General features: G+C 61.3%; 15 protein-coding genes. 4 read left to right on the top strand and 11 right to left on the bottom strand.

Features of this window, described 5'->3' with window-relative positions; all coding sequences use genetic code 11:
- Positions 1-135 precede the first annotated feature (135 nt).
- Complete coding sequence (locus ACMV_RS09345) at positions 136-708, bottom strand: hypothetical protein (RefSeq protein WP_013640248.1); 573 nt, start codon at positions 706-708, stop codon at positions 136-138.
- 335 nt (positions 709-1,043) lie between these two features.
- Here ACMV_RS09345 and ACMV_RS09340 point away from each other — a divergent pair, with 335 nt between their 5' ends.
- On the top strand, positions 1,044-1,850 hold the full coding sequence (locus ACMV_RS09340) for a hypothetical protein (protein ID WP_007424702.1): 807 nt from the start codon (positions 1,044-1,046) through the stop codon (positions 1,848-1,850).
- Positions 1,851-2,363: 513 nt separating this feature from the next.
- On the opposite strand, the gene ACMV_RS09335 is transcribed toward ACMV_RS09340, so the two are convergent.
- From ACMV_RS09335 to ACMV_RS09325, 3 genes are all read right to left on the bottom strand, one after another.
- Positions 2,364-7,310, bottom strand: coding sequence for a beta strand repeat-containing protein (locus ACMV_RS09335; protein WP_041664848.1), 4,947 nt, complete (start codon positions 7,308-7,310; stop codon positions 2,364-2,366).
- A gap of 244 nt (positions 7,311-7,554) precedes the next feature.
- Entirely contained in the window at positions 7,555-7,911 is a 357-nt protein-coding gene (locus ACMV_RS09330) for a hypothetical protein (protein ID WP_013640245.1), read from the bottom strand.
- Positions 7,912-8,423: 512 nt separating this feature from the next.
- On the bottom strand, positions 8,424-9,632 hold the full coding sequence (locus ACMV_RS09325; protein WP_011930484.1) for an IS256 family transposase: 1,209 nt from the start codon (positions 9,630-9,632) through the stop codon (positions 8,424-8,426).
- Between the two features lie 466 nt (positions 9,633-10,098).
- On the opposite strand from ACMV_RS09325, the gene ACMV_RS09320 reads away from it, so the two are divergent.
- The 3 genes from ACMV_RS09320 to ACMV_RS09305 all read left to right on the top strand — a co-directional run bounded on the left by ACMV_RS09320 (position 10,099) and on the right by ACMV_RS09305 (position 14,710).
- Entirely contained in the window at positions 10,099-10,455 is a 357-nt protein-coding gene (locus ACMV_RS09320; protein WP_007424704.1) for a c-type cytochrome, read from the top strand.
- 454 nt (positions 10,456-10,909) lie between these two features.
- The gene (locus ACMV_RS09315; protein WP_013640242.1) at positions 10,910-13,291 is read left to right on the top strand and encodes a TonB-dependent receptor; all 2,382 of its coding nucleotides are present in this window, start codon (positions 10,910-10,912) and stop codon (positions 13,289-13,291) included.
- A 250-nt stretch (positions 13,292-13,541) separates the two neighbouring features.
- Positions 13,542-14,710, top strand: a protein-coding gene (locus tag ACMV_RS09305; RefSeq protein ID WP_085947337.1) for an IS3 family transposase whose coding sequence is annotated in 2 segments (ribosomal slippage) — positions 13,542-13,803 and positions 13,803-14,710 — 1,170 coding nt in all. Because the reading frame shifts where the segments join, the coding sequence is not laid out codon by codon here.
- A gap of 342 nt (positions 14,711-15,052) precedes the next feature.
- Here the strand turns inward: ACMV_RS09305 and ACMV_RS09300 are convergent.
- From ACMV_RS09300 to asnB, 7 genes are all read right to left on the bottom strand, one after another.
- Positions 15,053-16,147 carry an acyltransferase family protein gene (locus ACMV_RS09300; RefSeq protein WP_081479236.1) on the bottom strand — a complete coding sequence of 365 codons (1,095 nt, stop codon included), beginning with the start codon at positions 16,145-16,147 and terminating at the stop codon, positions 15,053-15,055.
- Between the two features lie 172 nt (positions 16,148-16,319).
- Positions 16,320-17,198 carry a glycosyltransferase family 2 protein gene (locus tag ACMV_RS09295; RefSeq protein WP_013640238.1) on the bottom strand — a complete coding sequence of 293 codons (879 nt, stop codon included), beginning with the start codon at positions 17,196-17,198 and terminating at the stop codon, positions 16,320-16,322.
- 26 nt (positions 17,199-17,224) lie between these two features.
- A complete protein-coding gene (locus tag ACMV_RS19780; protein ID WP_013640237.1) occupies positions 17,225-18,178 on the bottom strand; it encodes a glycosyltransferase family 2 protein in 954 nt (317 codons plus the stop codon).
- Between the two features lies 1 nt (position 18,179).
- A complete protein-coding gene (locus ACMV_RS09290; protein ID WP_013640236.1) occupies positions 18,180-19,235 on the bottom strand; it encodes a glycosyltransferase family 4 protein in 1,056 nt (351 codons plus the stop codon).
- Positions 19,232-21,262: a hypothetical protein gene (locus ACMV_RS09280; RefSeq protein ID WP_041664840.1), complete on the bottom strand. Its 2,031-nt coding sequence runs from the start codon at positions 21,260-21,262 to the stop codon at positions 19,232-19,234. Before ACMV_RS09280 ends, ACMV_RS09290 begins: the two co-directional genes overlap by 4 nt.
- Positions 21,259-22,836: a lipopolysaccharide biosynthesis protein gene (locus ACMV_RS09275; RefSeq protein ID WP_013640234.1), complete on the bottom strand. Its 1,578-nt coding sequence runs from the start codon at positions 22,834-22,836 to the stop codon at positions 21,259-21,261. Before ACMV_RS09275 ends, ACMV_RS09280 begins: the two co-directional genes overlap by 4 nt.
- Entirely contained in the window at positions 22,826-24,751 is a 1,926-nt protein-coding gene (gene asnB, locus ACMV_RS09270; protein ID WP_041664839.1) for an asparagine synthase (glutamine-hydrolyzing), read from the bottom strand. The genes ACMV_RS09275 and asnB overlap by 11 nt, the downstream gene beginning before the upstream one ends.
- Positions 24,752-24,882 lie beyond the last annotated feature (131 nt).

The following is a 24,882-nucleotide window of genomic DNA, read 5'->3' as shown; positions in this document are numbered from 1 at the left end:
TTTCGCCGTTGTCGGCCAGAATGATCTCGCCTGCTCCGCTCGCGGAGGCAGACACCATGATGTCACTCCGTGATGGGCCGGACCATCCGTTCCCGGATCATTTGACGACGGACAGAAAGCGGGTTGGTTGTCGGGTCAGGCGGGGGCGGGCGGGGCGCGCGGGCGGCGCAACGGCCGCGCGCCGCGTCGGGCCGGGCGGTGTGGCCGGGTCGGCGGGTCGGCGGCGGCCGGGGTGCCGGGTGCGCGGGTGCGGCGCGGGCAAGATTGCGGTGCGGGGAGCAAAATCCCGAGGGTGCGGCAAAGCGGGCGGAGGATGCGGCCGAGCCGGGGTTCGGCGGCGATGAGGGCGCGGGTTTCGGGTTCGGCGAGGAAGGCGCGGAGTTGCGAGGCGGTGGCGGTGGCTTCGGGCACCGGGGCGAGCAGCCAGCCCCGGCGGCGCGGCAGGTCCGGCGCGCTGCGGGCGCGGGCCGGGCGCGCGGGGTTACTGCGCTGGCGCGGACGCGGCGGCGGGGCGCCGGCGGCGAGGCGGGCGAAGCGCGCGACGGCGCGTTGCAGGCGGGACCAGAGCAGGACGGTCAGGGCGTGGGGGTTGGTGAAGGCCGAGCCGCGACGCGACGTTTCGCGCACGAACGCCCCGTTAGCGCCGCGCATGGCGACGGCGGCGCAGAGGGCGTGGAGGATGGCGGCGAAGCGGGCGGCCAGGTTCATGCGGCGCAGAAGACCATGGACGGGCGGGGGTGGGCAATCGTTTTTTCTCCGCATCGGTTGTGTGACCGCGAACACTTTCTGCTGTGTCAAATCCCGATTAGATCGCAACGACCGCTTCGCATTCGCGGATTGCGTGGGCATCGTCGGGCGGGGACCGTGGTGCCGAATGAGGGAGCGTGCGACGCGCTTGACGCGGGTGTGGGCCGGTAGGTGTTGGACCTGGAAGTTGTGTTTTAACGATCTTTGCGGCACCGGTCGTTTTGCTCCCGAATTCGTCTTGTCGGCCGATCGATGCCGGTTCATGAATGACGCATGGGTATAAACGGAGAGTCTGGATGTCAGGAGTTGTTGGCAAGGCTGTTTCCTTCATCCCTTCCAAGGTGAAGCTGGGCGCCGTCAGCGAAGGGGTGAAGGCTGTCCACACGGGCAGCGGCAATTTCCTCGCCGGGGTGTTCGACCTGATCACCGCGGACCCGGAGAATCCCGCCATCGACAATCCGTTCTTCGAACAGAACGGCCATGACGGCCCCTCGCCAAGGACGGCGGACTATTTCTCCGCGATGAAGCCGCTGGTGATTGGCGCGACCATGGGCGTGTCGATGATGGACATCGTCGGCATCACCAGCCTCGTGCAGACGGGGGCGAAAGGGCTGGTCTGGTACCGGCTCAACGCGCTGTTCGAGCAGTTGGTGCCGCCCTCGCGCCGGGCGAAGCCGGTCGTCTATGCGGGGTGGTTCTCCTATGAGGTGGCGCAGAAGGCGGTGCCGGCGGGTAGCCTGGAGGCGCGGCTGACCGCGATCATCCGGCAGAAGATGTACGCCACCGGCATGAGTGCGATGACGGCCACGACCAAGTTGACCACCGAAGGGCTTGTCGGGTTCTTCGTCGACTCGGCCATCGCCTGGGCGGGGCCGACGCTGGATTCCTGGTTTGGACAGGACACGATCGTTCTCGCCCAGGGGCTGCACTGGTTCGCGTTTCTGGAGACGGTGGTCGGCCGCGGACAGGGCAAGGGGCCGGCGCTGCGCATCCTCGAAGTCATCTGGAAGGAATTCGCGCTGGGCTCGGTGGCGCTGCCGAAGCTCGAGGATATCGTCCGCGAGCCGCGCGGCTGGCTGGTGATCGCCGAGAGGCTGAAATAGAGCACTTTCCGATCCTGTCGGATCGGATGTAGTGCTCTATCATATTGATAAGCAGAGCATCTTTATCCGATCAGATGACTCCATCTGATCGGATGATGTTCTAGTGTCCCGAATCTGAAATCCATCGGATTTCAGAGTCAAAGTGGACACTGGAAAAAACAATAGTTTAGAAGCCTGCTTGTCCCTGAAATTCACCCACGAATTTCAGGGGCAGGACACTAGAGCACTTTCCGATCCATCCGGATCGGATGTAGTGCTCTACCACATTGATAAACAGAGCATCTTTATCTGATCAGATGACTCCATCTGATCAGATGATGCTCTAGAGCGCCGGCCGCGACGGGCACCGGGGTGCCTGGGATGCGAGGGCGGCGACAGAGGTCGGGCGCGGTTCGGACGTTCCGCCCGTGATGCCGGCCACACACCGAACAGGGCCGCCGCATCGTCTGCATGATTCCGGACGATGCGGCGGCGAGTCTTGTTGTTCCGCTCAATCATGCGAGCGGGTATCTCTCATGCCGTTAGAACGGTGCCGGCGCTGGTCGCGGCGCTGTGAAGCGCATTGGTAAACTGGCTGATCAGGACCCTGCTGCCATCGTTCAGAGTGAGTAGTGTGCCGCCGGCCGAGGTTGTTTCAGTTTGGCTGATCGACAGCCCCGACTTCAGCGTGATCGAGTCGAGAGTTCCCGTTGCGCCGAACCCGGCAATCGTGGTCGTGGCATTGGCCATCTGGCTGTTGAGTTGGAAGATATTGCTTGCGCCGCTGACGGTGCTGGCGACAAGCATTTCATCGCCGGAGCCGCCAACGATGGTGTTGCTGGTGCCATTGCCAACCAGCGTGCTGTTGCCGCTGGCCGCGAGGTAGTTGTTGCCCGTGGTCCCGCCGATGAACACGCTGCCGTTATCAGCGCCCATTGCTGTAACCGCACCTTCGCCCCCGGTCATGACGATTTGTCGGCCGCTTGCCAGGTCGTTGATAAACAGCGTCCCGCGGCCGCCGTTGATGGCAAGCCCGTTGCTTCCGCCAGGAGAGGGGCTCCCGGCGAAGATCGTGTCATTCCCGCCGATGTCGTTGATGGTTGAATTCCAGGATCCGCCCGGGATGGAAATCACGCTATCGCCCGTCTGCGTCGTGATGACGTCGAACCCGGTGGCGACGATGGTGTCTGCGGCGGCACCGGAAGCTGCGGCAACGGTGACGGCGGCATTTCCGCTGGCGTTGATCAGGTTGCCCGCCCCGGTGACGAGGATGGGCGAATAGACCGTCGCACTCACCGTATCGTTCGAGCCGCCGACCGTGGCGCCGATGGCTCCGGGTGCTCCCGCCTTGATGTCCAGCATCGCGGTATTGCCTGAGCCGCCGACACTGACGGTGGCGTAGCTGGTCGCCGAAACGTAATCGCCGGTTCCCGTCTCGTTGATCATCAGGGAACCGAAAGTATTGGACGACGTGACGGAATCGCCCTTACCCGCCGCCGTCACCACACCACCGGTGACCGACATCTGGTCATTCGCCCCGGTCATGGTGACGTTGCCATAAGTGGCGTAACTTCCTGGCCCGCCCACTCCGTTGATCGTGTCGTTCGAACCCGCGATGGTCAGGAAATCGGACTGTCCGAGTTGCTGGACGTTGATCGCGGCGCCGCTGTGCGTGTCCGGGGCGGGCAGATTGTCGCCGCCGGTGATCGTCTCGGACAGCGGGGGCGGTGGGGCGGTTGGCGGAGGCGGTGCCGACAAGGGAGTGGCCGCGACAAACCAGCTTGCTTGCGGCGTGGACGAGAGATCTCTCAGCGTGAGTGTCGCCCCGCTCCCGAGATCGAATGTTGCCGTCGATCCGGTGACGGTGGCCGTCTTGAGAAGCGCGTCGATCTGGGTGGTTGTGGGCGCCGTGCCGCCGGCACCCGCCAGGGAGATCTGATCCGTCGCCGGATTGAACCCGTAAACGGTCGCCATCTGCTGCGCCAGGGGCTGAACGACAACGGTGGCACTGCCGGAGCCGGATATGGAGGCCGAAGCGTTCATGCCGAGAACAACTGTGCTGCTTGCGCCGTTCTCGGTGATGATGGTCGGTGTCACGTCGCCGCTGGCGGTGACGGAGATCACGTCGTTGCCCGTCCGCGTGGTGATGGTGTTGAAACTGGTGGCGACGATGGTGTCTGCCGCGGCACCCGAAGCTGCGGCAACGGTGACGGCGGCATTTCCGCTGGCGTTGATCAGGTTGCCCGCCCCGGTGACGAGGATGGGCGAATAGACGGTCGCACTCACCGTATCGTTCGAGCCGCCGACCGTGGCGCTGACAGCCCCCGGGGCACCCGCCCTGAGGTCCAGCACGGCGGCATTACCCGAGCCGCCGACACTGACGGTGGCGTAGTTGCTCGCCGCAACGTAATCGCCGGTTCCGGTCTCGTTGATCGTCAGGGAACCGAAAGTATTGGACGACGTGACGGAATCGCCCTTACCCGCCGCCGTCACCACGCCCCCGGTGACCGACATCTGGTCATTCGCCCCGGTCATGGTGACGTTGCCGTCGGTCGGAAAACTGTTGGCCCCGCCCACTCCGTTGATCGTATCGTTCGAACCCGCGACGGTCAGGAAGTCGGACTGTCCGAGTTGCTGGACGTTGATTGCGGCGCCGCTGACCGTATCGGCGATCGAACCGCCGTTCCCACCAAGGACGGTTTGTGCCGAACCCGAAGTGACGATCGACATGGGCGTGCTCGGCGCGGCGGGCGTTGGCTGACTCGGCGCTCCGCCACTTCCGCTCGCGGGCGTCGAAGCGGCTGCTGCTGCATTGTACGCTTGCGCCGCACTGATCAGCGAAGCCGACGGCGTGATCGTCTGGTTCTGCTCGTTGAACCAGGCGCTGCCGGGAACCGTCTCGTTGGCGACGAAAAGTGTTTCATTGGGAGAAACGGCAAACTGGATGCCCCCGTTGACCGTGACGGCCGTCGCCTCGATCGCGGAAATCTGTGCTGCGGTCAGCGCCGTGCCGTTCGCGTTGACGATGTCAACCTTGTCAACAGCAGGGTTGAAGCCGGCAATCGTGACGGCGCCGGCTGCCGCCGCATTGAGGACAAACAGATCCTGCCCGGTGCCGGCGGTGAGCTGCGCTGTGCTGCTCGCCTTGATGTAGGTCGCGCCCCCGCCTGCGATGATCGTATCGTTGCCGGCGCCCGCGAAGATGTCGTTGCCATTAGGGCCACCGAAAATGACATCGTTGCCGGCGCCGCCGAAGAGCAGGTTGATGCCGGCGCCCCCGATCAGCGTGTCGGCACCGCCGCCCGCGTAGAGCAGGGCATTCTGCGTCGCGTCGATGGGGGTGAGGGCAGTTGCGCCGCTCGCCCCGTCCTTGCCGAGGACCATGTTGGCGAAGGAAAGAAGCTGACCATTCGCCAGGCGGGGATCGATCAGGAACTGCGGATTACTTGCGGCAATCTGTGATGGCGTGGTGAACGGCGCACCACTATCGAGGAGCCAGCCGAAGGCTTGCATCGCCTCGTACTGGTAGTTACCCATGACGGCCGGGTTCTTGACACTGACAGTGATGATGCCGGCGAGGGACTGCATTGCCAGGGCACCGTAGTCACCCACGCTCTGCCCCCAGTTCATGGTTCCCGAAGCCGTGATGTTTGATTGTCCGGCGGCTTGCGTAGCCTGCTCAATCTGCGCCCAGGTCTGGTAATAGGGGCCGCCGGCACTAAGGCCACCCGGGCCTGCGCCGACGGAGAGATTGTAGGCAATTCCGTCTTGTGGTGCGAAGCCCTGGCCTTGTGCGAAGAAGCGGCCGACCAGGAAGTTGGATTCCCATTTCAGGAAGGTGAGGGCATTGGTGTTGCCCATTTCGGCACCCTGGACGACCGTGCTTGCGAGATAATCCTCTTCCCAGGGCGGCAAGGTCGCAACGCCGGAACCATATACTCCTGGCAAATACCCGTATGCCTGACCTTCTGCGGTCGTAAGCTGGGGGATCAGGGATACCACGTAGCTGTAGTTCGCGTTGGTGACCGCAGTGAAATACGCCTTGTCCGCCGAGCCTGTCGGGTTGGCGTAGGCGGCCTCCTGGATGGTGCGCAGGCTCCAGGCGGAACCACGAATCTGGTTTCCGAAACTGGCGACAATCGCTTGGCCGCCGTTGCGCGGAGATGGCCAGAACTGGGTAACGGCAAAGGACGCCTCGGCGTTCAGTTGTTCAAGCGCGACGACATTGCCGGTCAGCATGTAGTTGACATAGTTGAGGTCCGGCATATGAGCCGGGTCGGCGGTCCAGCCGGTATTGGGACTGACCTGCTGGGTAAGGCCAGTGGTATAGGATGACGGACCACCTCGCCCATCCGTCCAGATATTGGCGTAGTCGGCAGTGTTGAGGAAGCTTCCGTTGCTCGTCGGATCGTAGAAATGCCACGGCACAGACGCGGCTTCCATAGCCTGACCCAGCGCGAATGAAGCCGCGGCGCCATTTTGGGTGATCAGCCACGTCGCGTTCCCCTGGGTGGTCGGCCCGATATCGGCACGACCGCCCGTCATTGGCATGTATTGCGTGATACCGTCGGTGCCGAGCGGCGCGTTCCAGCCCGGCGCGTTGATTGCAGAGGTCGCGTTGGCGATGCTGCCGCTCGGGACACCGTATTGCGTATCGAAATTGGGAATGGCCCCGGTGGCTTCGAGATAGGCGATGTCATGCTGCACATTCAGGCTGGCAGCGGACGGGGTGGTTCCTGTTGAGAGACTCCAATCCTGGTATTGATATTGGGTCAAGTTCGATTGCTGGGCGACGGTGACGCCGTTCTGGATCACGGTGGCGCTGTACGTAATCGTCCCGCCATTCGCCTGCATCGCGGCGTCGTTGTTGAATTGCAGGGTCGTGCTGACCTGGCCATTGGCATAGGCGGTCACATCGGCTTCGATGCGCAGGGAACCGGTAACCGGTATGCTCACGATCGCTTCGCTCGCCAGCGGGCCGGAGAGCCAGGACTGTACGGTGCCGGCGGCGAGCGCGCTACGAATTGCACCCGCGATGTCAATGGTTTGCGAACCGGTGTTGCCGCCTTGATTGGCCGTGATGTTGAGGGCCGCCGTCAGACTGTAGTTCGCGAGAGCCGAGGCAAGATTGACCGCCGGCGCCGCGTTGGCTGGCGCCAGGTTCAGCATCGCGGAAACGGAGGTTCCGGCAGCAATGGCGGGCGCATTGATGGTGACAATCCCGCTGGCGACCGACCCGTCCGGGTTGAATGTCTTGGCGTCAAGCTGGGCCGGATAGGTCACGCCGCCGATCGTCACCGTCAGACCGGAACCCTGCGGAACCGCTCCAGGCGCGAAGACTTCGTTGAGCGTAACGGGCTGCGCGGCGAGAGTTGTTGTGCCGGTATTCTGAAGGATGAAACCGACAATCTGGCCCGGAGCGGTGGCCGATGCGACCGCAGGAGCAACGATGTTACCCGGAGGGGTGAGGCTTGACGACATGGGACCTTCCGATATCAGAGCGGAATGAGGATAGGCATTACCGGATCAGGCGTTTTGCCGGAAAGCGCCCCGAAAATATCTAGACTATTCTTAACAAATGATTAGCACGACAATCTAAATATCCCATGGGATGAGTCATGGGTATATTTATGATTCAAATCGAACAGATGTTGATGCCGCCTCGTCACTTGTAAAAAAAATGCGACTTTGTCTGTTGTTCGTCGATTTTTGGTTGCCGCACGTATCAGCATTCGCGAGGGGAGGCCGTCTTGGTCTCAAAAACATGTAAAATCCCCGAACCGATCGTGATCTGGATGCAGGAGAAACGGATGATGCCGAAGCGGACATTGCCGCGGGATGAGGTGGAGCCGTTCCGATGCCACCTTGGCCCAACCCGGACAGTGAATTTCATGATAACTAGCGATTTCAGCAAGTTATACGCCAGCAGGCTGGCATTGCCATTGTCCGGCGTCAGGATCCATAGGGCAATTGAGTCGAATTGGACAAGGGTGGATTTCCGGCTCAACTGCACCCCGTCGTCGTCACGATGAGCCAGAAATCCTGGCGCCCGAAATCCCCCGCTGAGGCGGTAGTTCCGCATCCGCCAGGCGAACCGGCGGCTCTCCTTGGCGGGTTAGAAGATGTGCATCGTATTCGACGGCGAGATGATGCGGCAGATCATATTCGCCAGCCGTAACCCGCACAGCCATCGGCTGCTCGCACCTACGATCTCTCGGACTAAGCGGGTCCGCAATATGGCGCAAATGCACGCGCCGGCGCGTCATGTAGCCAAACCGCACAAGGGATGGTTTCGGCCAGCGCTCCGGTTCCACACCGTAGAAAATATCTTGGCGTGCGACGGTCGGCTCCTCTCATGCCAACCTCCCATGAATCTCTCAAGCGTCGGTTCGGGAACCCAAAAGACACCCGCGGCATTGCGTAGAGATAACATGACGTTTGTCTTGTCTTCCATCTCGATGGACATGAAAATAATTTTCTTGCCTACATGGATGTCCCGGCTCAACGCAGGGTCAAGATCCGTTCAGCGAGCCCAATCCAGGATAGCGTCCGTCAATGTGGTGGAAATTCTGGTGTAGCTGAAGCGGCCAATGGTCACGCGGCGACGGTGGAAATTCGTGGTGTATCGGCATCGATGGCGGGTGCCATGAGTTCGACCATTCCCTCGATCTGCATATAGCGGTTCTGTGTCTGCCATTCGTCGTTGGCCTCGAGCAGCACGGCCCCGATCAGGCGGATGATCGAACCTTCATTGGGAAAGATGCCGACGACATCGGCGCGGCGCTTGACCTCCTTGTTCAGGCGTTCGAGCGGATTCGTCGAGTGAATTTTGGTTCGGTGCTGGGCGGGAAAGTCCATGTGCGCCAGCACGTCGGTTTCACTGTCGTCGATGAACGCGCCAAGTTTTGGCCATTTGCCCCGGAGCTGGTCGGCCACATGGCGCAGGGTCTGGCTGGCACTGACGCGATCCGGCTGGATAAACGCCTGACGCAACGCGGCAGACACCATGCTCTGCTGCCCCTTCGGCACATAGGACAAGGCGTTGCGCATCCAGTGAACGCGGCATCTTTGCCAGGATGCCCCCATCACCCGGCGGATCGCCGCCTTCAACCCTTCATGAGCATCGGAGATCACCAGTTTCACCTCACGCAGCCCACGGCGGACCAAGCTCTTGAGAAAGGTCGACCAGAAGGTCTCCGCCTCGGACGGGCCGATGTGCAGGCCGACGATCTCGCGCCGACCGTCGGTGTTCACCGCCACTGCGATTATCGCTGCAACTGAGACGATCCGCCCACCTTCGCGCTGCTTGAGATAGGTCGCATCCAACCACAGATACGGCCACTCGCCGGCGAGTGGCCGGTCGAGGAAGGCGTTCACCCTCTCATCGATGTCCTTGCACAGTTTCGAGACCGTGCTCTTGCTGATCCCCGTCAGCCCCATGGCCTGCACCAGCTCGTCTACCCGCCGGGTCGAGACACCGCCAATCCAGGCTTCCTGGATGACCGCGGCCAGCGCCTTCTCCGAGGTCCGGCGAGCTTCCAGGAACGGCGGGAAGTAGCTCCCCTGCCGCAGCTTCGGGATCCGAAGCTGCAAGCTGCCAAGCCGCGTGTCCAATGCGCGTTCCCGGTAGCCGTTGCGATAGGTCGCGCGCTCGCCGCTGCGCTCGTAGCGGCTGGCGCCGATCAGCCCATCCACATCCGTCTCCATCAGCAGTTGAACCACCGCCTCCGCGACGCTGCGCAGAAAATCGCCGTCCCCGGCTTTGGCCAGTAGCTCAGCCAGTGGTAATCTATCTTCGGTCATCGGGTTCTCCAGGCTTCAGGTTGAAGTCTCGCAACTCCACCATAGCCGACTGATCCGATGGCCACCTCAAACTACACCGTTACGGGGCCCAAAAGTCCACCACGACCCCGGACACTACCCCAATCCAGCGCCTGACACGGAAAGCAAGCTCTGCGCCGATGTCGTCGGCATCGCCGCGCCCTACGTGTAAGCGTCGCTAAGAAAGTCAATTCCGTGAAATTTCTCTGAAGGGTCTCCGAAGAAAAGTGAGCACTGAACCGTCGCCGCTGAATTCACCAGGACTTCCGGTGAGTTACGTATGATCATCGCCCGATCGTTTCCCACGCGGGCAGGTTGACTCGAAGGACGTTGTTACGGATACGAAAACGTACGCGGTTAACTGGTATTTCGGCAAGTCAGACGTCGCCTGCAGATCCCGGAATCTCGCCGCGCCAAGTCATGGCTATTCAATACACTGGAGTCTGAAATGCTGAAACGCGTATTGTCCGGAATTGCATTCTCGATCGTGCTCGCCGGAGGAAGCCTTGCGGATGCCAACAGCGTCAGCGCTGGAAAGGCGTTGTATGTGTCCCATTGCAGCGGATGCCACCGTGCCAATGGCGCCGGCGGCTTGCATTTCGGCAAGGCCGTCTCGGCCGATCTGCAAGCGCCGGGGCTTGAAAATACCTATCATCACAGCACGAAACTTCTCGTCCGCGCCATCCTCGATGCCCGCGACGAGGATGGCGACCGCCTCGACCGGCCAATGCCTGCCTGGAAGGGCCGATTGTCGCGCGCGCAGGCACTCGACATCATTGCGTTTCTCAAGACCCTTCACGCCTGAGGCCGGCCGGCCGGGCGCGGTCGCGGGCTATACCGGCCGGGAGCCGCTCGCCTGCACCAACGGGCGAAGACCAGCCATCTGGCCTGACGCCTCCGGGCGTCCGCGCCGCGTCCGCCGCCGATGAGACGCTGACCTCGCATCTCATTGACGGCGGCCGCTCCACGCCACTCCTTGCCGCACATCATACGCGACGGAACACCCCGACTCGGCACTCGGACAGGCCTATTCAGAAAATGTGTAAATCGATCTGGTAACCCGATCCGCCGGCTCGCATTCGACTGACTAAATCGCAATCGAATATTTCAAAATGATGTCGCCGTGTTCGCGTTGACTTCAAAACATAACGTGACAGACTGTAACTCGAAGGCTACCTCCCCACCGAGATTCGAACGCAGCCTGCCTCTGATGCCTGAGGTGCTGCCGCCATTGCGTCAAACTGGGAGAAGGTCTGATCATGAAATATGTTCGTTCCGAATCAGCAAGGTCGACATTGCGCACCCTGCTGCTTGCTGGCGCGAGTCTTGCTGTCATCCTGCCACGGGCCTCCGCGCAGACCGTCAGCGCCGGACAGGTCTCGGCGACCGCGACATCGGATTACTACACTCATCTCGGAAAATCGAGCGTCAAGCTCACCAAGAAAAAGATCTTCAAGTCCTCGCAGTCCGAGGCCGTGGTCAGCCGCCAGGACATCCAAGCGCTCGGTCCCTCGACCAGTTCGGCCGGTGTGTTGTCGGCGGCGCCGGGCGTGCAGATCCGCGGCTATGGCGGTAATTCCGACACCGCCCGCTATCAGATTCAGCTGCGCGGCTCCAAGGTCGGCTGGTCATCGACAAATGGCGACGCCGAACGCAATGGACTTACCGTGCTGTTCGACGGCATTCCGATGAACAACACGATTTCCCATAATGGCCAGTGGGATTCAAACGAAATCCCGATTACCCAGCTATTCAGCGGCATCAATATCATCTACGGGCCGGGTAACCCCGACTCCCGCTGGTTCGACTCGGTCGGCGGCACGATCAACTACGTTCCCGTGCAGCCGACCAAGCACCCGCATTACCAGGTCGGCATCGCCTATGGCAGCCAGCAGACCGAAAATCTTCATTTCATCTTCGACACCGGTGAATATGACGGTTGGAGCGGCGTTGTTGCCGGCGGCTACGCGGGCGCCAAGAGCTACTGGGGCGGCACTTCGGTCGGGCACTATTCCTGGCCGGCGCAGTCGCACGCGATCTATGCCAAGTTGGTCAAGGACTTCGCCAACGGCTCGCTAAGTTTCGCCGTCTATAACGACAACAACGTCGAATACGCGCCGCGGCCGAACTTCATTCCGCTGACGCCGATCCCCGGTGTCACGGTAACAGGCTATTCCGGTTCGCCACTGTTCAGCCAACAGACCTCGGGCTTTTACGGCACCGGCACACCGGATATCTGGTTCAAGCAGTTGCAGGTGCGCGACACGATCCTCTACAGCAAGATGTCGGTTGCCCTGTCGAAGAACATGACGTTCCACAACAATATCTGGTATCGCTGGGGGCATCGCGTTCATTACCGCATCAACAATTACGGCACGAATTCCCCGCTGTCCGGTGCCGCCTATGTGCCGAATGCGACCAATGCCGAATACTATTATCCGACCACCAACCAGTATGGCGACAATCTCTTCTTCGACTATCACCTGCCATATAACGACATCAAGTTCGGCGGCTATGTCATCTACGAGCGGTATTTCTCGCCCTATCGCGGCTACAACGATCTCGGCGTCGGCGGCTCTACGCAGGCGAATCCCGCCAGCATCCAGCAGTTCACCCTCTACACCACCTACGCCAACGGCTTCCTTCAGGACACGATCCACCCCTTCCGGGGATTTTCGATCACGCCGGGCATTGCCGAGGTTTCGTATCATACGGATTTCCACAACGACTTGCCGATCGGCGGCACGAATGCCGTAGGTGCGGCGGATGCCTCGAAGACCTTTGTCCGCGCCGAGCCCTCGATCGGGCTGCGCTACGAGCCGGTGCCCTGGGCCGCGCTCTACGGCAGCATGGCGCTCTCCTACCAGAACCCGACGGACAATGCGTTCGGCGCCAACCAGTCGACCTCGCCCAATCTGTCGTTCCTGAAGCCGACCCAGGCGCGGGATTATGAGATCGGCCTCAAGCTGTTCAGCGACCATGTGCCCTACCTGCATCACGCGACGCTGAACCTGAACTATTTCAACGATACGCTGACCAACGAAGCGATCGCGATCTATCACGCGAACATCGTCAATTCCTCGCTGGCCGCGGCGAATGCGCGTCTGCAGGGCGTGCAGATCGACGCTTCTGTCGAGCCGAACTTCCACTGGCGCGCCTTCGTCAATGCAAGCTTCGACAACAACAAGTATCTGCAATACGAAACCGGCAACGTCGTCTATCACAACGAGCCGATCGCCTATAACCCGAACATCCTGCTCAATTTCGGCCTGAACTACCGCACCTTCATCGGCTCGACGCTGGTCACACTCGGCTTCCTCGACCAGTACACCGGCGCGCAGCACTACTTCAATAACAACACCAACAACGTCTCGTCGCGCAAGCTGCCGGGATTCAACGTCGCCAACCTGTCGATCGCGGCGAACATTCCGGTGCCGCAGAGCCTGTCGCACGCGGTGAAGGTTCTCGAACTCTCCTTCAACATCAACAATGTCTTTGATACGAAATACAACGACAACGGTTATATTACGTCCGGTGGCTATTTCGGCACCAATGCCGCTGGAGCAAATACCGCGAACGCGATCCTGGTGCAGCCGGGCGCGCCGCGCCAGTTCATCGCAGCGCTGACCGCGAAGTTCTGATCTGTTCTACCCACCCGGCAGCTCCGGCCGGGTGGGACCATCTGATTCCGGCTGTCGGCGTTCTTCTCACCGCTCCCGCTCTTGCCTTCTTGTCCTAGTTAAGCAGAGGATTTTACGCACCTGTAGCGGCTTTATACGAAATCGTGAGGGGGGTGAGAGACGATAGTGCTTTTGCGAACTGGTGACGGTGATCTGCCGCCTTCTGAGTGGTCCGGGATCTGTTTTGGATTTGGCCTGAAGGAGGACTGGGATGGCGAGGAATCACAAGCCGGAAGAGATTATTGGCAAGCTGCGCGAGGCTGAGTTTGTTCTGGCGCAGGGCGGGACGGTTGCGGATGCGTGCCGTCGGATCGGCGTCACCGAGCAGAGCTATTATCGGTGGTGCAAGGAGTATGGCGGCCTGAAGATGGACCAGGCGCGGCGCATGAAGGAACTGGAGCGGGAGAACGCCCGGCTGAAGCGTCTGGTGGCCGATCTGTCGCTGGACAAGGCGATCCTGACGGAGGCGGCACGGGGAAACTTCTGAGCCCCGCGCGGCGCCGGCGCTGTATCGATCACATCAGAGGAACGATGTCTGTCTCCGAGCGGCGGGTGTGCCGCGTGCTCGGACAGCATCGATCGACGCAGCGCAAGGTGCCACGCGGGGCGGATGACGAGGCGGCCCTGACCGGAGACATCATCGCCCTGGCCCGGCAATATGGTCGTTACGGTTATCGGCGGGTGACGGCCTTGCTGCGAGATGCGGGATGGCATGTGAACCGCAAGCGGGTCGAGCGGATCTGGCGGCGCGAAGGTCTCAAGGTGCCGCAAAGGCAGCCGAAGCGCTCACGCCTCTGGCTCAATGACGGGTCATGTATCCGGCTGCGGCCTGAGTATCCCGGCCATGTGTGGTCCTACGACTTCGTCGAGGGACGGACCCACGACGGCCGCAAGTTCCGGATCCTGTCGATCATCGACGAGGCCAGCCGGGAGTGCCTGGCCCTGCCGGTCGCGCGACGGCTCAGGAGCGAGGATGTGCTGGGCGCTTTGGCAGGACTGTTCGTCACCAGAGGGCCGCCGGCGCATATACGGTCGGATAACGGTCCTGAATTCATCGCCCGGGCGGTGCGGGAATGGCTTGGCAGGATCGGTGTGAAGACGCTCTACATCACGCCAGGTTCGCCATGGGAAAACGGCTACTGCGAGTCCTTCAACGGTTCGCTGCGCGATGAACTGCTCAACGGGGAGATCTTCTACACCTTGGCGGAAGCGCAGATCCTGATCGAGGCCTGGCGGCGGCACTACAATACCGTCAGGCCACACAGCTCGCTCGGATATCGCCCGCCGGCCCCGGAAACCGCGACGCCGCCACGGCCGCCCTCCGGTTCCGCTTCGCTCCACCGGCGACCGGCCATGGCGGCGGAGACAACAATGCACTAACTTCCAACACGGACCACTCACTGGCGGCCGGTCACTGACGGGAGTGACCTACACCATGAAATCGGCGCCCCCGCCGAATCGGGCGCCGTTTAGAGATCGGCTAGACACGGGATCAACTCATCTCCAACCGTGTGAACCGATGTCGGAACTTGCAAGATGACGAGCAGATGGCGTGATCGATCGATCCCCGACGCGAGACACTCCGAGGCTGCCAGTGGCCCTCTATGCGGTCGCTCCATTGTTCGGAACTCGCCTCGCGGAAACCATCTTGGCCAGCGTTCATGCGCGAGCGCACCAACAGGCCGGACATATGGACGCAAGCGATCCGATCACATCACCCTCTTATCCTGCGGAAATTTCGGCAAAATTCTGAAAAATATTGCGAAAGACGTCACGCCAGATTTTCTTCCGACGCTCGGTGAATTGCGCGACAACCAATATCGTGAGCGGCACGCCGAGAAGTTCCATCGATCGGGTTTGCCATGCCGTCACGGGCCAAGGTGACTCGGCGGCAACGAATTGTAAAAGCGGCAGATGCATGAGATACAAGGTCAGAGTTGAGCCCGCGATCCAGCGGATCGGGGCCGCTGACTTGGTCAGAATCCCCGCCGGGACATGGGAAATACGTCTGAAACCGATCAGGTGGAGCGTAAACAGCGTCCCGATGATATAATCTTGAATGATGTGGGCGCGCCCCAGCCAGTTCGCTGCAACCGGCCGACCGAGGTGCCACGCCAGGAACTCGTAGCCTCCCCACGCGATGATCGCGCCAACGCACATGAGCCAGCCGAGCGTGAGGGGGATGACCCATTTGGCGAGTGCATGATAGGCCGCCACGCCCATTAGCCAAATGGGCAAAAGCGCATCGATTTTCGGCCCCATGATCAACAAGGCCAATATCATCAAGACGACGCGTCGACGCTTCGATGTGAACATCACAACGCCGAACGCGATATAATACCAGACCTCGAAGCCCAATGACCAGAATGGCAAATCGGATCCGGGCGCTATTCGATTGAACCAGATCTGGTTTGTGAAGGTTATGGCATGAAGGAATTGGGACACGCGGCCCGTCCAAGCATACCCCCAGTCGGCGGTGTAAAGCGAGGGCTTGGCGGCGCGGCCGAGCGCATCGAGAACGAATGTCAATATCAGCGCAGGTGCGACGACCGAGTAGATGCGGGCGCAGCGACTGATGGCGTATTCCGTCAGATCATGCTCGCGCGTATCGCAGACATAGGCGATGACAAAGCCCGACAGAACAAAGAATACGTCTACGGCCTCCGCGCCATAGGGGCCGATTTGCCAGAAGAGGCCACCTGTCAGCCGGGCGCCAGCGGCATGGCTTGCGAAGACGATGAAAGCCGCGACAAAGCGGATCAGATCCAGATAGATCGATGTCGATTTATTCATGACAGTGTAGCCACGTTTATTCATGTGACTTGCCGATGCTCGGTTGTGAAAGAGTAGAGGCGATAAAATTCACTGCCAGGCGCAGTTGCGCCAGGGTATCCGTACTTATGATCATAGCGCGGGGCGTTCATCGATAAGCCAAGTCAGTGCGGTGACGATAGGGGCAGTGGTATTATCCACCAATTCAAGCAGTCGATTAGCGGTTGGATGCGGCGCCGAAGCGTCGGCGAAAATAGTCAAAAACGCCGGCACGTATCGATTTGGCGCCCTGCTGACCGGAGACGAGCCAGAGCAGCGGGGCTGCGGATTCCTTGGCGGCTTGCCAGTATAGATCGCGAATGACGCGGAACAGGCCGATCGGGGAGCGATCATGCTTTTCCCACAACAGGAACTTATTGCGCGCGATATAATACAGTTTGCGGGGCGTCATGCGGGCGCCGAAGCTGCGTGACTCGAAATGGATGATCCGCGCGGAATTGAGGCACAGGCTCGGTATGCCGAGCGCCTTCGCACGGAGAAAGAAATCGGTCTCCTCGAGCTGAAGAAAAAACCGTTCGTCAAACATCCCGACCCGGTCGAACACGGAACACGGGATCATCAGGCAGGCACCGTAGGCGAAATCAAGCGGGTAAAGGTGCGGCTGGCCTTGAAGTGCCGCGCTGGAGGGATTCTGGGCGGGGTCAAGCTGGATACCATCCCCAGGATCGCCGTAATCGATGGCGGGGTGCAACAGGCAGTCTCCAACCTGATCGAGCGCGCCGAGCAGGGGCGCGAACGCGCCGACGGCGGCCAGCGTGTCGTTGTTCAGCAGGCAGACGGCCCTTGCGCCGCGCGATCGTGCCCACGCGATCCCGACATTATTGCCGCCGGCCCAACCTTGATTGGCCGGCAGGGTGACGGTGTCGATACTCGGAAACTCGCGGCCCAGCGTGTCGGCCGCCCCCGTCCCGGTGCCATTATCGATGACCAGAACCCGCCAGTCGGCCGGCAGGCCGGGCGTCAGCGCGGCGAGGCAGGCGCGGGTATCGGCGAAGCTACCATAATGCAGGATGATGACGACGAGAGCGGGTTGCATTCCAGAGGTGACTACTAGATACAAGATCAAACTTTATTGATTTTCCGTACCAGTGGCGGGCAGTTACCGTGCCTGTTAAATATCGCGTCGCGAAGAGAAAGAAATAAACTTAACAATAGAGCTCCCTTCACTTTGAGGCCTCTTTTTTCAATAGAACGGCCCAAAAGTACTGATTTTATTTCCCATGCCATACACCGCCATGCAAATATCAACGATTTTTTATCGAGATTTTTCCTTGCAAAAAATATTCTATTTCTTGCTATAAAGTAGCGATATAATGGTGAACTAACTCCGCCAAATGTTTGTGCCCCAATATGAAAGCAAATAGATTTTTTTGAAAACACACAGCGCATGTTATTTGATCGCGCTCGAAAACACCAATCCGTTTCATCATAATTTAGAAAATAGCGCTCATCGAAATATCCTATTTTGTCAAATCCTTTTTCGGTGATTAAAAATGAACATCCTTTCAGTTCTGGAACATCAATATCAGGGCCGTCAAATACAAATTCTGACTTTTTCATTGAGGTTTGTCGCGAAAACCCCGACTCCGACGTTAGCTGAGATCCAGCAAATTCAAGCCAATCCGGGTTCGAATATGAGATCACAACCGAACCGACAGCCGCAACATCCTCAGCGTCAATTGCCTCAACAAGAGCGGATAGTGTTTTTGGCTCAACACGGATATCTGGATTGATTAAATAAAAATAATTGTACCCATGCAATTTTGCAAGTTTTATTCCATAATTATTACCACCAGCCCACCCTAAATTTGAACCAGAATTATATATCTCAATATAAGGAAATATTTTTCTTATATTTTCAATAGAACTATCTTCCGAATTGTTATCAATTATATAAATTTTGAATTTCGGATAGATGATTCTTTGAAGAGACTCAATGCATGCGATAGTATTTTTTGAGTCGTTCCAGTTCAGAACGATGATAGCGACCGCTGGGTAATCTTCGTAATTTGACATGCTATGATAGGCCTTCGTCTTTATAAAAATCCATCGCGCCCGCCAATCGCGCTGCGAAGGCCGACTGTGACTGGGTCCGCTCTACAAAATCACGCGCCCCTCTTCCGAGCTTTTGAGCGAGATCAGGCTTGGCCAATAATGTTTCAATGGCGTGGCGAAGCGCTTGAGGATCATCTGGAGGGACTGTCAGGCAAGTCTCCCCGGGTTTGAGAACGTCGCTCAGAACGGCGGTATGGGTGACGATGAGGGGTTTGCCCATGGCTGCCGCTTCGAGAACGGCGCTGATGCCGCCCGCGTTCAGCGTTTCGACGAGGGGGATCACGACCAGTTTTGCCTTGGCGTAGAGGGTTCGCAGATCGGGGAATGGTAGGGGCTTGCCGATGATTTCGACGTTTTCGGGTTGATTGAGATCTGCGACGACCGCTGGGGATGTGCGGATCTTGACATGAGTGGCGAGCGGCGAAACGGCCTTGAACAAGGTTCCGTAGTCTCGGCTCGCGTCATTGCCGAGCGACAGTACAAAGTCATCGGGTTCGATGGGTTGCGGTCGAAAAAATACGGTATCGACCGAGTGGCCAATCATTTGAACGGGCGCCCGCAAGCGCCACTTCGCCTCGATATAGCGTTTTTGCTCGGAGGCGAGGACCATGACTCCGTCAACGCGCGGCAATACGTAATCGAGAACCCGCATACGCAGCCGCCATGTCTCGGTTAATCCGACATCCCAGAGAATGATCTTGGTGCGGAAGCCGAAAACATGACGGGCCATGAGCAGGGGAGCGGCATTGCCTTCGAAGACGGAGACGATCAGGTCATAACGCCGTTTGCGCGCAAGGATTTTGAGTGCGCGGAGCGGGTCGAACGACTGAAGCAATGGATTCATGCCGCCAAACGGATTCCACGGCCGGACGCCGGGGTCGAGAATATCAACGCACCATCCAAGATCGTGCAGTGCGGCGTCGAGACGTTGGGGAACCGGCCCGCCATCCTCTCCCACCGTTTCCCGATAAGGTAACCATCTGATCGGCGGGACCATCAGAACGCGGCGGATGGTCATGGAGCGCGTCCCGGGACGATCCAGTATTGGGGCTGCTCGGCGCGCGCCTCCGGGCTGGTTTCCGGGGCGTTGGCGTGATCGAGCCAGTGATAGGCCGCGCGTGCCCGGGCGGAGTGGGTCGTGTTGATGATCCCGGCGAGCGCGGCAAGGCGGGTCTGGGCGTAATAGCCCTGGCTGTGCGACCAGCCCGTGCCGTTGGCCTGGCCGCCTCGCTCGGTCGCGCGACGGATCGCAGCCCAGCTGGTGAAATATTGGTGGGTCGAGGGGTCGTAGGTCGCCAGGTTATAGGCAATGCCGTCATGCGGGTTGAAGCCGCGGGCGAGCGGGAGCAGTGAATTTGCGAGGAAATGGGTCTGCCAGCGCACCACGACGCGCGCGCCTTGCTCCCCAAACCGGGCGAGGCGGCTCATCGTGGTGGCGAAGAAATCCTGCTGCCACGGGGCCATTGATGCGCCATTGCCATAGGCGCCGGGTACATATCCATAAGCCTCGCCTTCGCGGACCTGCCAGATGGGGATTTTGCGGCGGAGAAAATCCAAGTTGTTGGCGACCATGCGGGCAAAGTAGCGGCGCATGGTGCTGTGGTCGGGGTTGATGTAGGCGGCCTCGGCGATTTCACGGAGGTCCCACGCCGCCCCCCGCACCTGATTGCCCGACCCGACGACAATCCCTTCGCCGCCGTTGCGAGCCTGCGCCGCGGGCCAGAAGTCGGTCTCGGCGAAGCTGGCCTGGGCGTTCAGCTGGTCGAGATAATAGCGGCGCCCGGTCAGCAGGTAGGGAATGTAGGCAAGGTCTGGCTGATGGGAGGCGTCTGGGGTCCAGCCGGTATTTCCCACCTGCTGCGTGAGGCCAGTCGTGTAGGAATGCGGGCCGCCGCGCGGATCGGTCCAGATATTCGGAAAATCGGCGGTGGTCAGGAAATTGCCGGCTTTCGGATACCACATGTGCCAGGGAACGGCGCCGGCGGCATCGGCCTGCCCGATCGCATACTCCGCGGCAATCGGGTTCTGGCTGATCAGCCAGACCGCGTTGGCGCGGGTGGTGGGGCCAATGCTGCCGCGTCCGCCCGTGGTCGGCATATATTGGGTCACGCCATCGGCGGCGAGCGGAGCGTCCCAACCCGGTTGCATGATTGCGCGCCGATATCCCACCAGCAGGCTGGGTGCCGCCCCTGGGTGCAACGCATAATGGGGAATCGCGCCCAGACGCTCCAGCGCTGCGATGTCATGCACCACGTTGATCGGCACGCGGCCATCGGTACGCAGGACGACGTGCCAGTCCTGATATTGGTGCTCCGTCAGCGGGCCGACGCGATAGATCGTCTTTCCGCCGAGGCTGATGCTGACGGTTTCGCGCATGGCACCGCCCGACGATGTCATGGCGCGGTCATTGTCGAACTGGATGTCCGCGCCGATCGCGCCGCTGCGATAGGCCGTCAGATCGACCACGAGGCGGAGCGAACTGGCCAGCGTGCGGCTGAGCCGGACCTGGTGGGCCAGCGGGCCTTGCAGCCAGGTTGACAGACGATCTGCTGCCTGGGCGCGTCGATACCAGCGGCTGAGGTCGATCGTGAAGGTTTGGGGTGTTCCGCCTTTGGGCGTGATCACGGCCTTGATGGTGATTGGATGGGCGGCCAGCGCCGGTGCGATCGCCACTGTACCGCGGGCGGCGCGGCCGTTTGCGCGCAGGAGCAGGCTGGCATTGGCGGCGGCGGCGATAGGCGGTGTTTGCAGGGTGATGACCGCGAATTTGGCCGAGCCGTCCGGATAGCGCAGCTTCACATCGGCCTGTGCCGGCAGCGCGCCCGCACTGATGCCGGTGCCGCGGGGCAGGGCGCCGTCAGCGAACATGGCGGCAAAAGTGATCAGGCGCGGCGGCAGGGCGTGGTGCGTCGTGTTTTCAAGCACGACGCCTGTCAGCGCACCCGGAGCGCGAGGCACGGGCGGCGCCATCACAAAGCTCTGCGCACGAGCTCCGCGCGGGAGGACGACGGCGGCAAGAGCGAAAACGAGGTAAAGACGTTTCATGCCGGAAGCCGCCTTGTCTCGATGCGCCGGAGCATCGCACGAAGAAAATCGAGCAGGTCGCGTTCGGCACCCTCTGGCCGGCCGGCCAGAAGCCATAGGCCGATCAGCGATGCGGTATAGCTGATCGCACCGATCATGACGGCCGCACCGAGATGGATCGCCTGCCAGCGGTCGGTGCCCGGTTCATCGCTCCAACCGAGATGCAGTGTTACCAGCAGCGCGGTCATCAATGCGGCGGCGGCGATGCTGCGCCAGATCCGGCCAAGCACGGTACCCAGCGACAGGTCCAGCCGATGAACGGTCACGACGATAAGGACCAGCTGGTTGACGATGTCGGTCAGTGCAATGGCAATGGCTGCGCCGGGGAGGCCATAAACGGGCAACAGCACGATGATCAGGCCGAGGCGCGTGAGGGTGACGGCCGCTCCAAGTTTGAATAGGGCTTTCATCCAGGCCCTCACGCTGAACACCACTCCGCTGATCATGCCGAAGATGCTGAATGCATTTGCGATGCCGATGATCTGAAGCAGCGGCACGGCGCCGATCCAGTTCTTGCCGAACCCGAGTTGCACGATGGGATAGGCGGTCAGCGACAGGCCGAGCCCGGCGGGCAGGGCGATGATGGTCATCAACGCGAGCAGGCGCAGCAGCAGGCTGGCTCCATTGTCGTCATCGGCCCGCGCATGGGCGAAGCCGGAGAAGGCCGAACGGCAGAGGGGGCCGACCAGTTCAGTGTTGGGCAGACCCGCAATTTCGTTGCCGAGGCCGAAAATGCCGACGGCTCCAACGCCGAGCATTTTCCCGATGATGAAATTGGTGCCGTTCGAATTGAGCTGCGAAACGAGGTTATTCACCCAGATCCACGCGGAATAGCCGGCCATGCGGCGCCAGGCGACCAGGCTGAGCCGCGGGCGGTAGGGATGCAGCCGATAGGTCATCATGGTGGTGATCGCCTGGTTGGTCAGCAGCGCGATGATCAGCGCCCAGTAGGAACGCAGGATGAAACTGAGCGTGATGCCGATAGCGGTCTGAACGATGCGGGGGATGATCTTCAGGACGAATTCGCGGTCGAAGGCGATGAACCGGCGGAAATCGACGACGCCGATATTCTCCATCGCGCCCAGCGCGCTGATTCCCGCCACGGCCAGCAGCACCGGCGCCAGATTCGGATTGTGGAACAGCGCGGCGATCGGAAATGCGCCGATCAGCAGCACCAGCGCCACTCCGAAGCCGCGGATCAGGTTGATGGTAAAGCCCGTATCATAGAGGGCGCGGTCGGGGTGAGGATCGCGAATGATCGCATCTTCAACGCCGACTTCGCACAGCTGGCCAAAGCCCTGAACGAAACTGGTGGCGAGCGCGACAATGCCGAAATCGGCCGGCGTGAGCAGACGCACCAGGATCAGCGTGCTGAACAGGCCGATGAACCGGGTGCAGAACCGCCAGCCAATCACCCATCCGGCGCCGCGCGCCGTGCGGCTGAGGATCGAGCCTTCGCCGGCCAGGCTGGCGAGGCCGGCGTCCTGCGAGGCCGTGCCGTCCCGCGGGCCGGCGGATCCAGGGTCAGCTGTCATGGGGCACCCGGCGCTGGTGCTGCCAGTCGGCCAGGAAGCTGTCGAGCACCAGAAGGTGCCAGAGCAGCGCGGTATGGTCGCGCCGGCCGCTCGCATGGGCATCGAGCAGGCGGGCCACGGCGGGGCCATCGAACCAGGTGCTGGCCAGGAGGGCGGATTGCGGGCCGCAGAGCATCTCCCGCAACTGCGGCGCCGCCTTGCGCATGTCCGGGCCGAGCGTGGCGGCGAACCCCTGTTTCGGGCGATTCATGACCGAGGCGGGCAGCAGCGACGCCGCCACATCGCGCAGGATCGCCTTGCCGCGGCCGCCGCGCAGCTTCAGATCCGCCGGCAGCGCCAAGCCGAAAGCCAGCAGCGTCGGGTCGAGCAGCGGGCATCGCACCTCGAGGCCGACCGCCATGCTCGTGCGGTCGGTCTTGACCAGGATGTCCCCGGGCAGCCAGGTTTCGAGGTCGATCCGCTGGGCCACGCGCAGCGCATCGTCGTCCTCATGGTCGGCGGCGACGGCATGAAAGCGCGTGGCGGGGTCGTGACCCTCGATATCGCGGCGGAAGCCGGCGCTGAACAAACCGTGGCGCGTCGCGGCCTCGCTGCGGCCGACGCTGCGGTAATACGCCTCGGCGGAGTCGAGGCTGAGTTCGGTAAGCGTCGATTTCGCCCGCAGCCAGCGCGGCGCGGCGTCGAGCTTCGGATAGGCGCGGGCGATCGTGCCGATCACGCGGCGTCGGACCGGCCCGGGCAGCATGCGCCGCGCCGCGTCGGTAAGATGATGGAACCGGTATCGCCGATACCCGCCGAATGCCTCGTCACCGCCATCGCCGGACAGGGCGACGGTGACGTGACGCCGCGCCAGGGCCGCGACGGCGCGGCTCGGCACCGAGGAATGATCGCCGAACGGTTCGCCGAACATCGCGGCCTGGGCCGCGGCATCGCCGAGGATGGTGTGAGCCGACATCTCCGCGGTTTCGTGCTCGGCCCCGCAGTGGCGGGCGATCTCGCTGGCGGCCTCCCGTTCGTCGGCCTCGGGGAAGCCGATCGTGAAGCAGCGGAGCGGCCGGTCGGTCCGGCGCGCCGCGAGCGCGACGACGCAGCCCGAATCGATGCCACCCGACAGGAACGCGCCGAGCGGAACATCGGCGATCATTCGCCTGGCCACGGCATCCTCGAACAATCCGCCCATGACACCGGCGGCCTCATGCGCGTCGGCCGGCGGATGGGCGCGCGGCAGGCTCCAGTAGCGGAACGGGGCCGGCAGCGGCCGGTCGGCCTCGATCAGCATCGCATGGGCGGGCGGCAACTTGCGGATGTCGCGGAATGCGGAGGCCGGGTCGGGAATATAGCCGAGGGCAAGAAAATCCTCGATCGCCGTCGGGTCGAGCCGGTCGGTCAGGCCCGGCACCGGCCTGAGCGCGGCGAGTTCCGAGCCGAAAGCCAGCGTGCCGTCCGGCGCCGTGCCGTAATAGAGGGGCTTCTTGCCGATCCGGTCGCGGGCAAGCAGAAGCTGGCGCGTCCGCCGGTCCCACAGCGCGAAGGCGAACATGCCATCGAGCCGGTCGAGCACCCCCGCACCCCATTGGCGCCAGCCATTGAGGATGGTTTCGGTGTCCCCCCGCGTGCGGAAGCTCTGACCCAATACCGCCAGTTCGGCGGCAAGCTGCCGGAAATTGTAGATTTCCCCATTGAACACGATGGTCTGCGCCCCGTCGGCGCTGTGCATCGGCTGCGGGCTGCCGGCCAGGTCGATCACCGCAAGCCGGCGGAAGCCGAGCCCGATCTGCCCGTCGAGCGCGAGCCCTTCGGAGTCGGGGCCGCGATGCGCGATCGCATCGGTCATGCGCTGGAGAAGGGCGCCATCGACCGGACCGGACCGGGCAAAAACAGCGTCGCTCCGAAATAATCCGGTCAGGCCGCACATGGGGCCAAATGTCCGAGACCGGTCATATCGTCATTGTCAAAAATGGAAGCTTTCACGGTTTTTTTACGATACAAAACAATAATAGGTCATAGTTGAATTTCGCTATAATTATATCATAATTTCACATTGAC

Origin of the sequence: Acidiphilium multivorum AIU301 (assembly GCF_000202835.1) — a bacterium.
Lineage (GTDB): Bacteria > Pseudomonadota > Alphaproteobacteria > Acetobacterales > Acetobacteraceae > Acidiphilium > Acidiphilium multivorum.
This window is presented reverse-complemented; position numbering and strand designations above follow the sequence as displayed.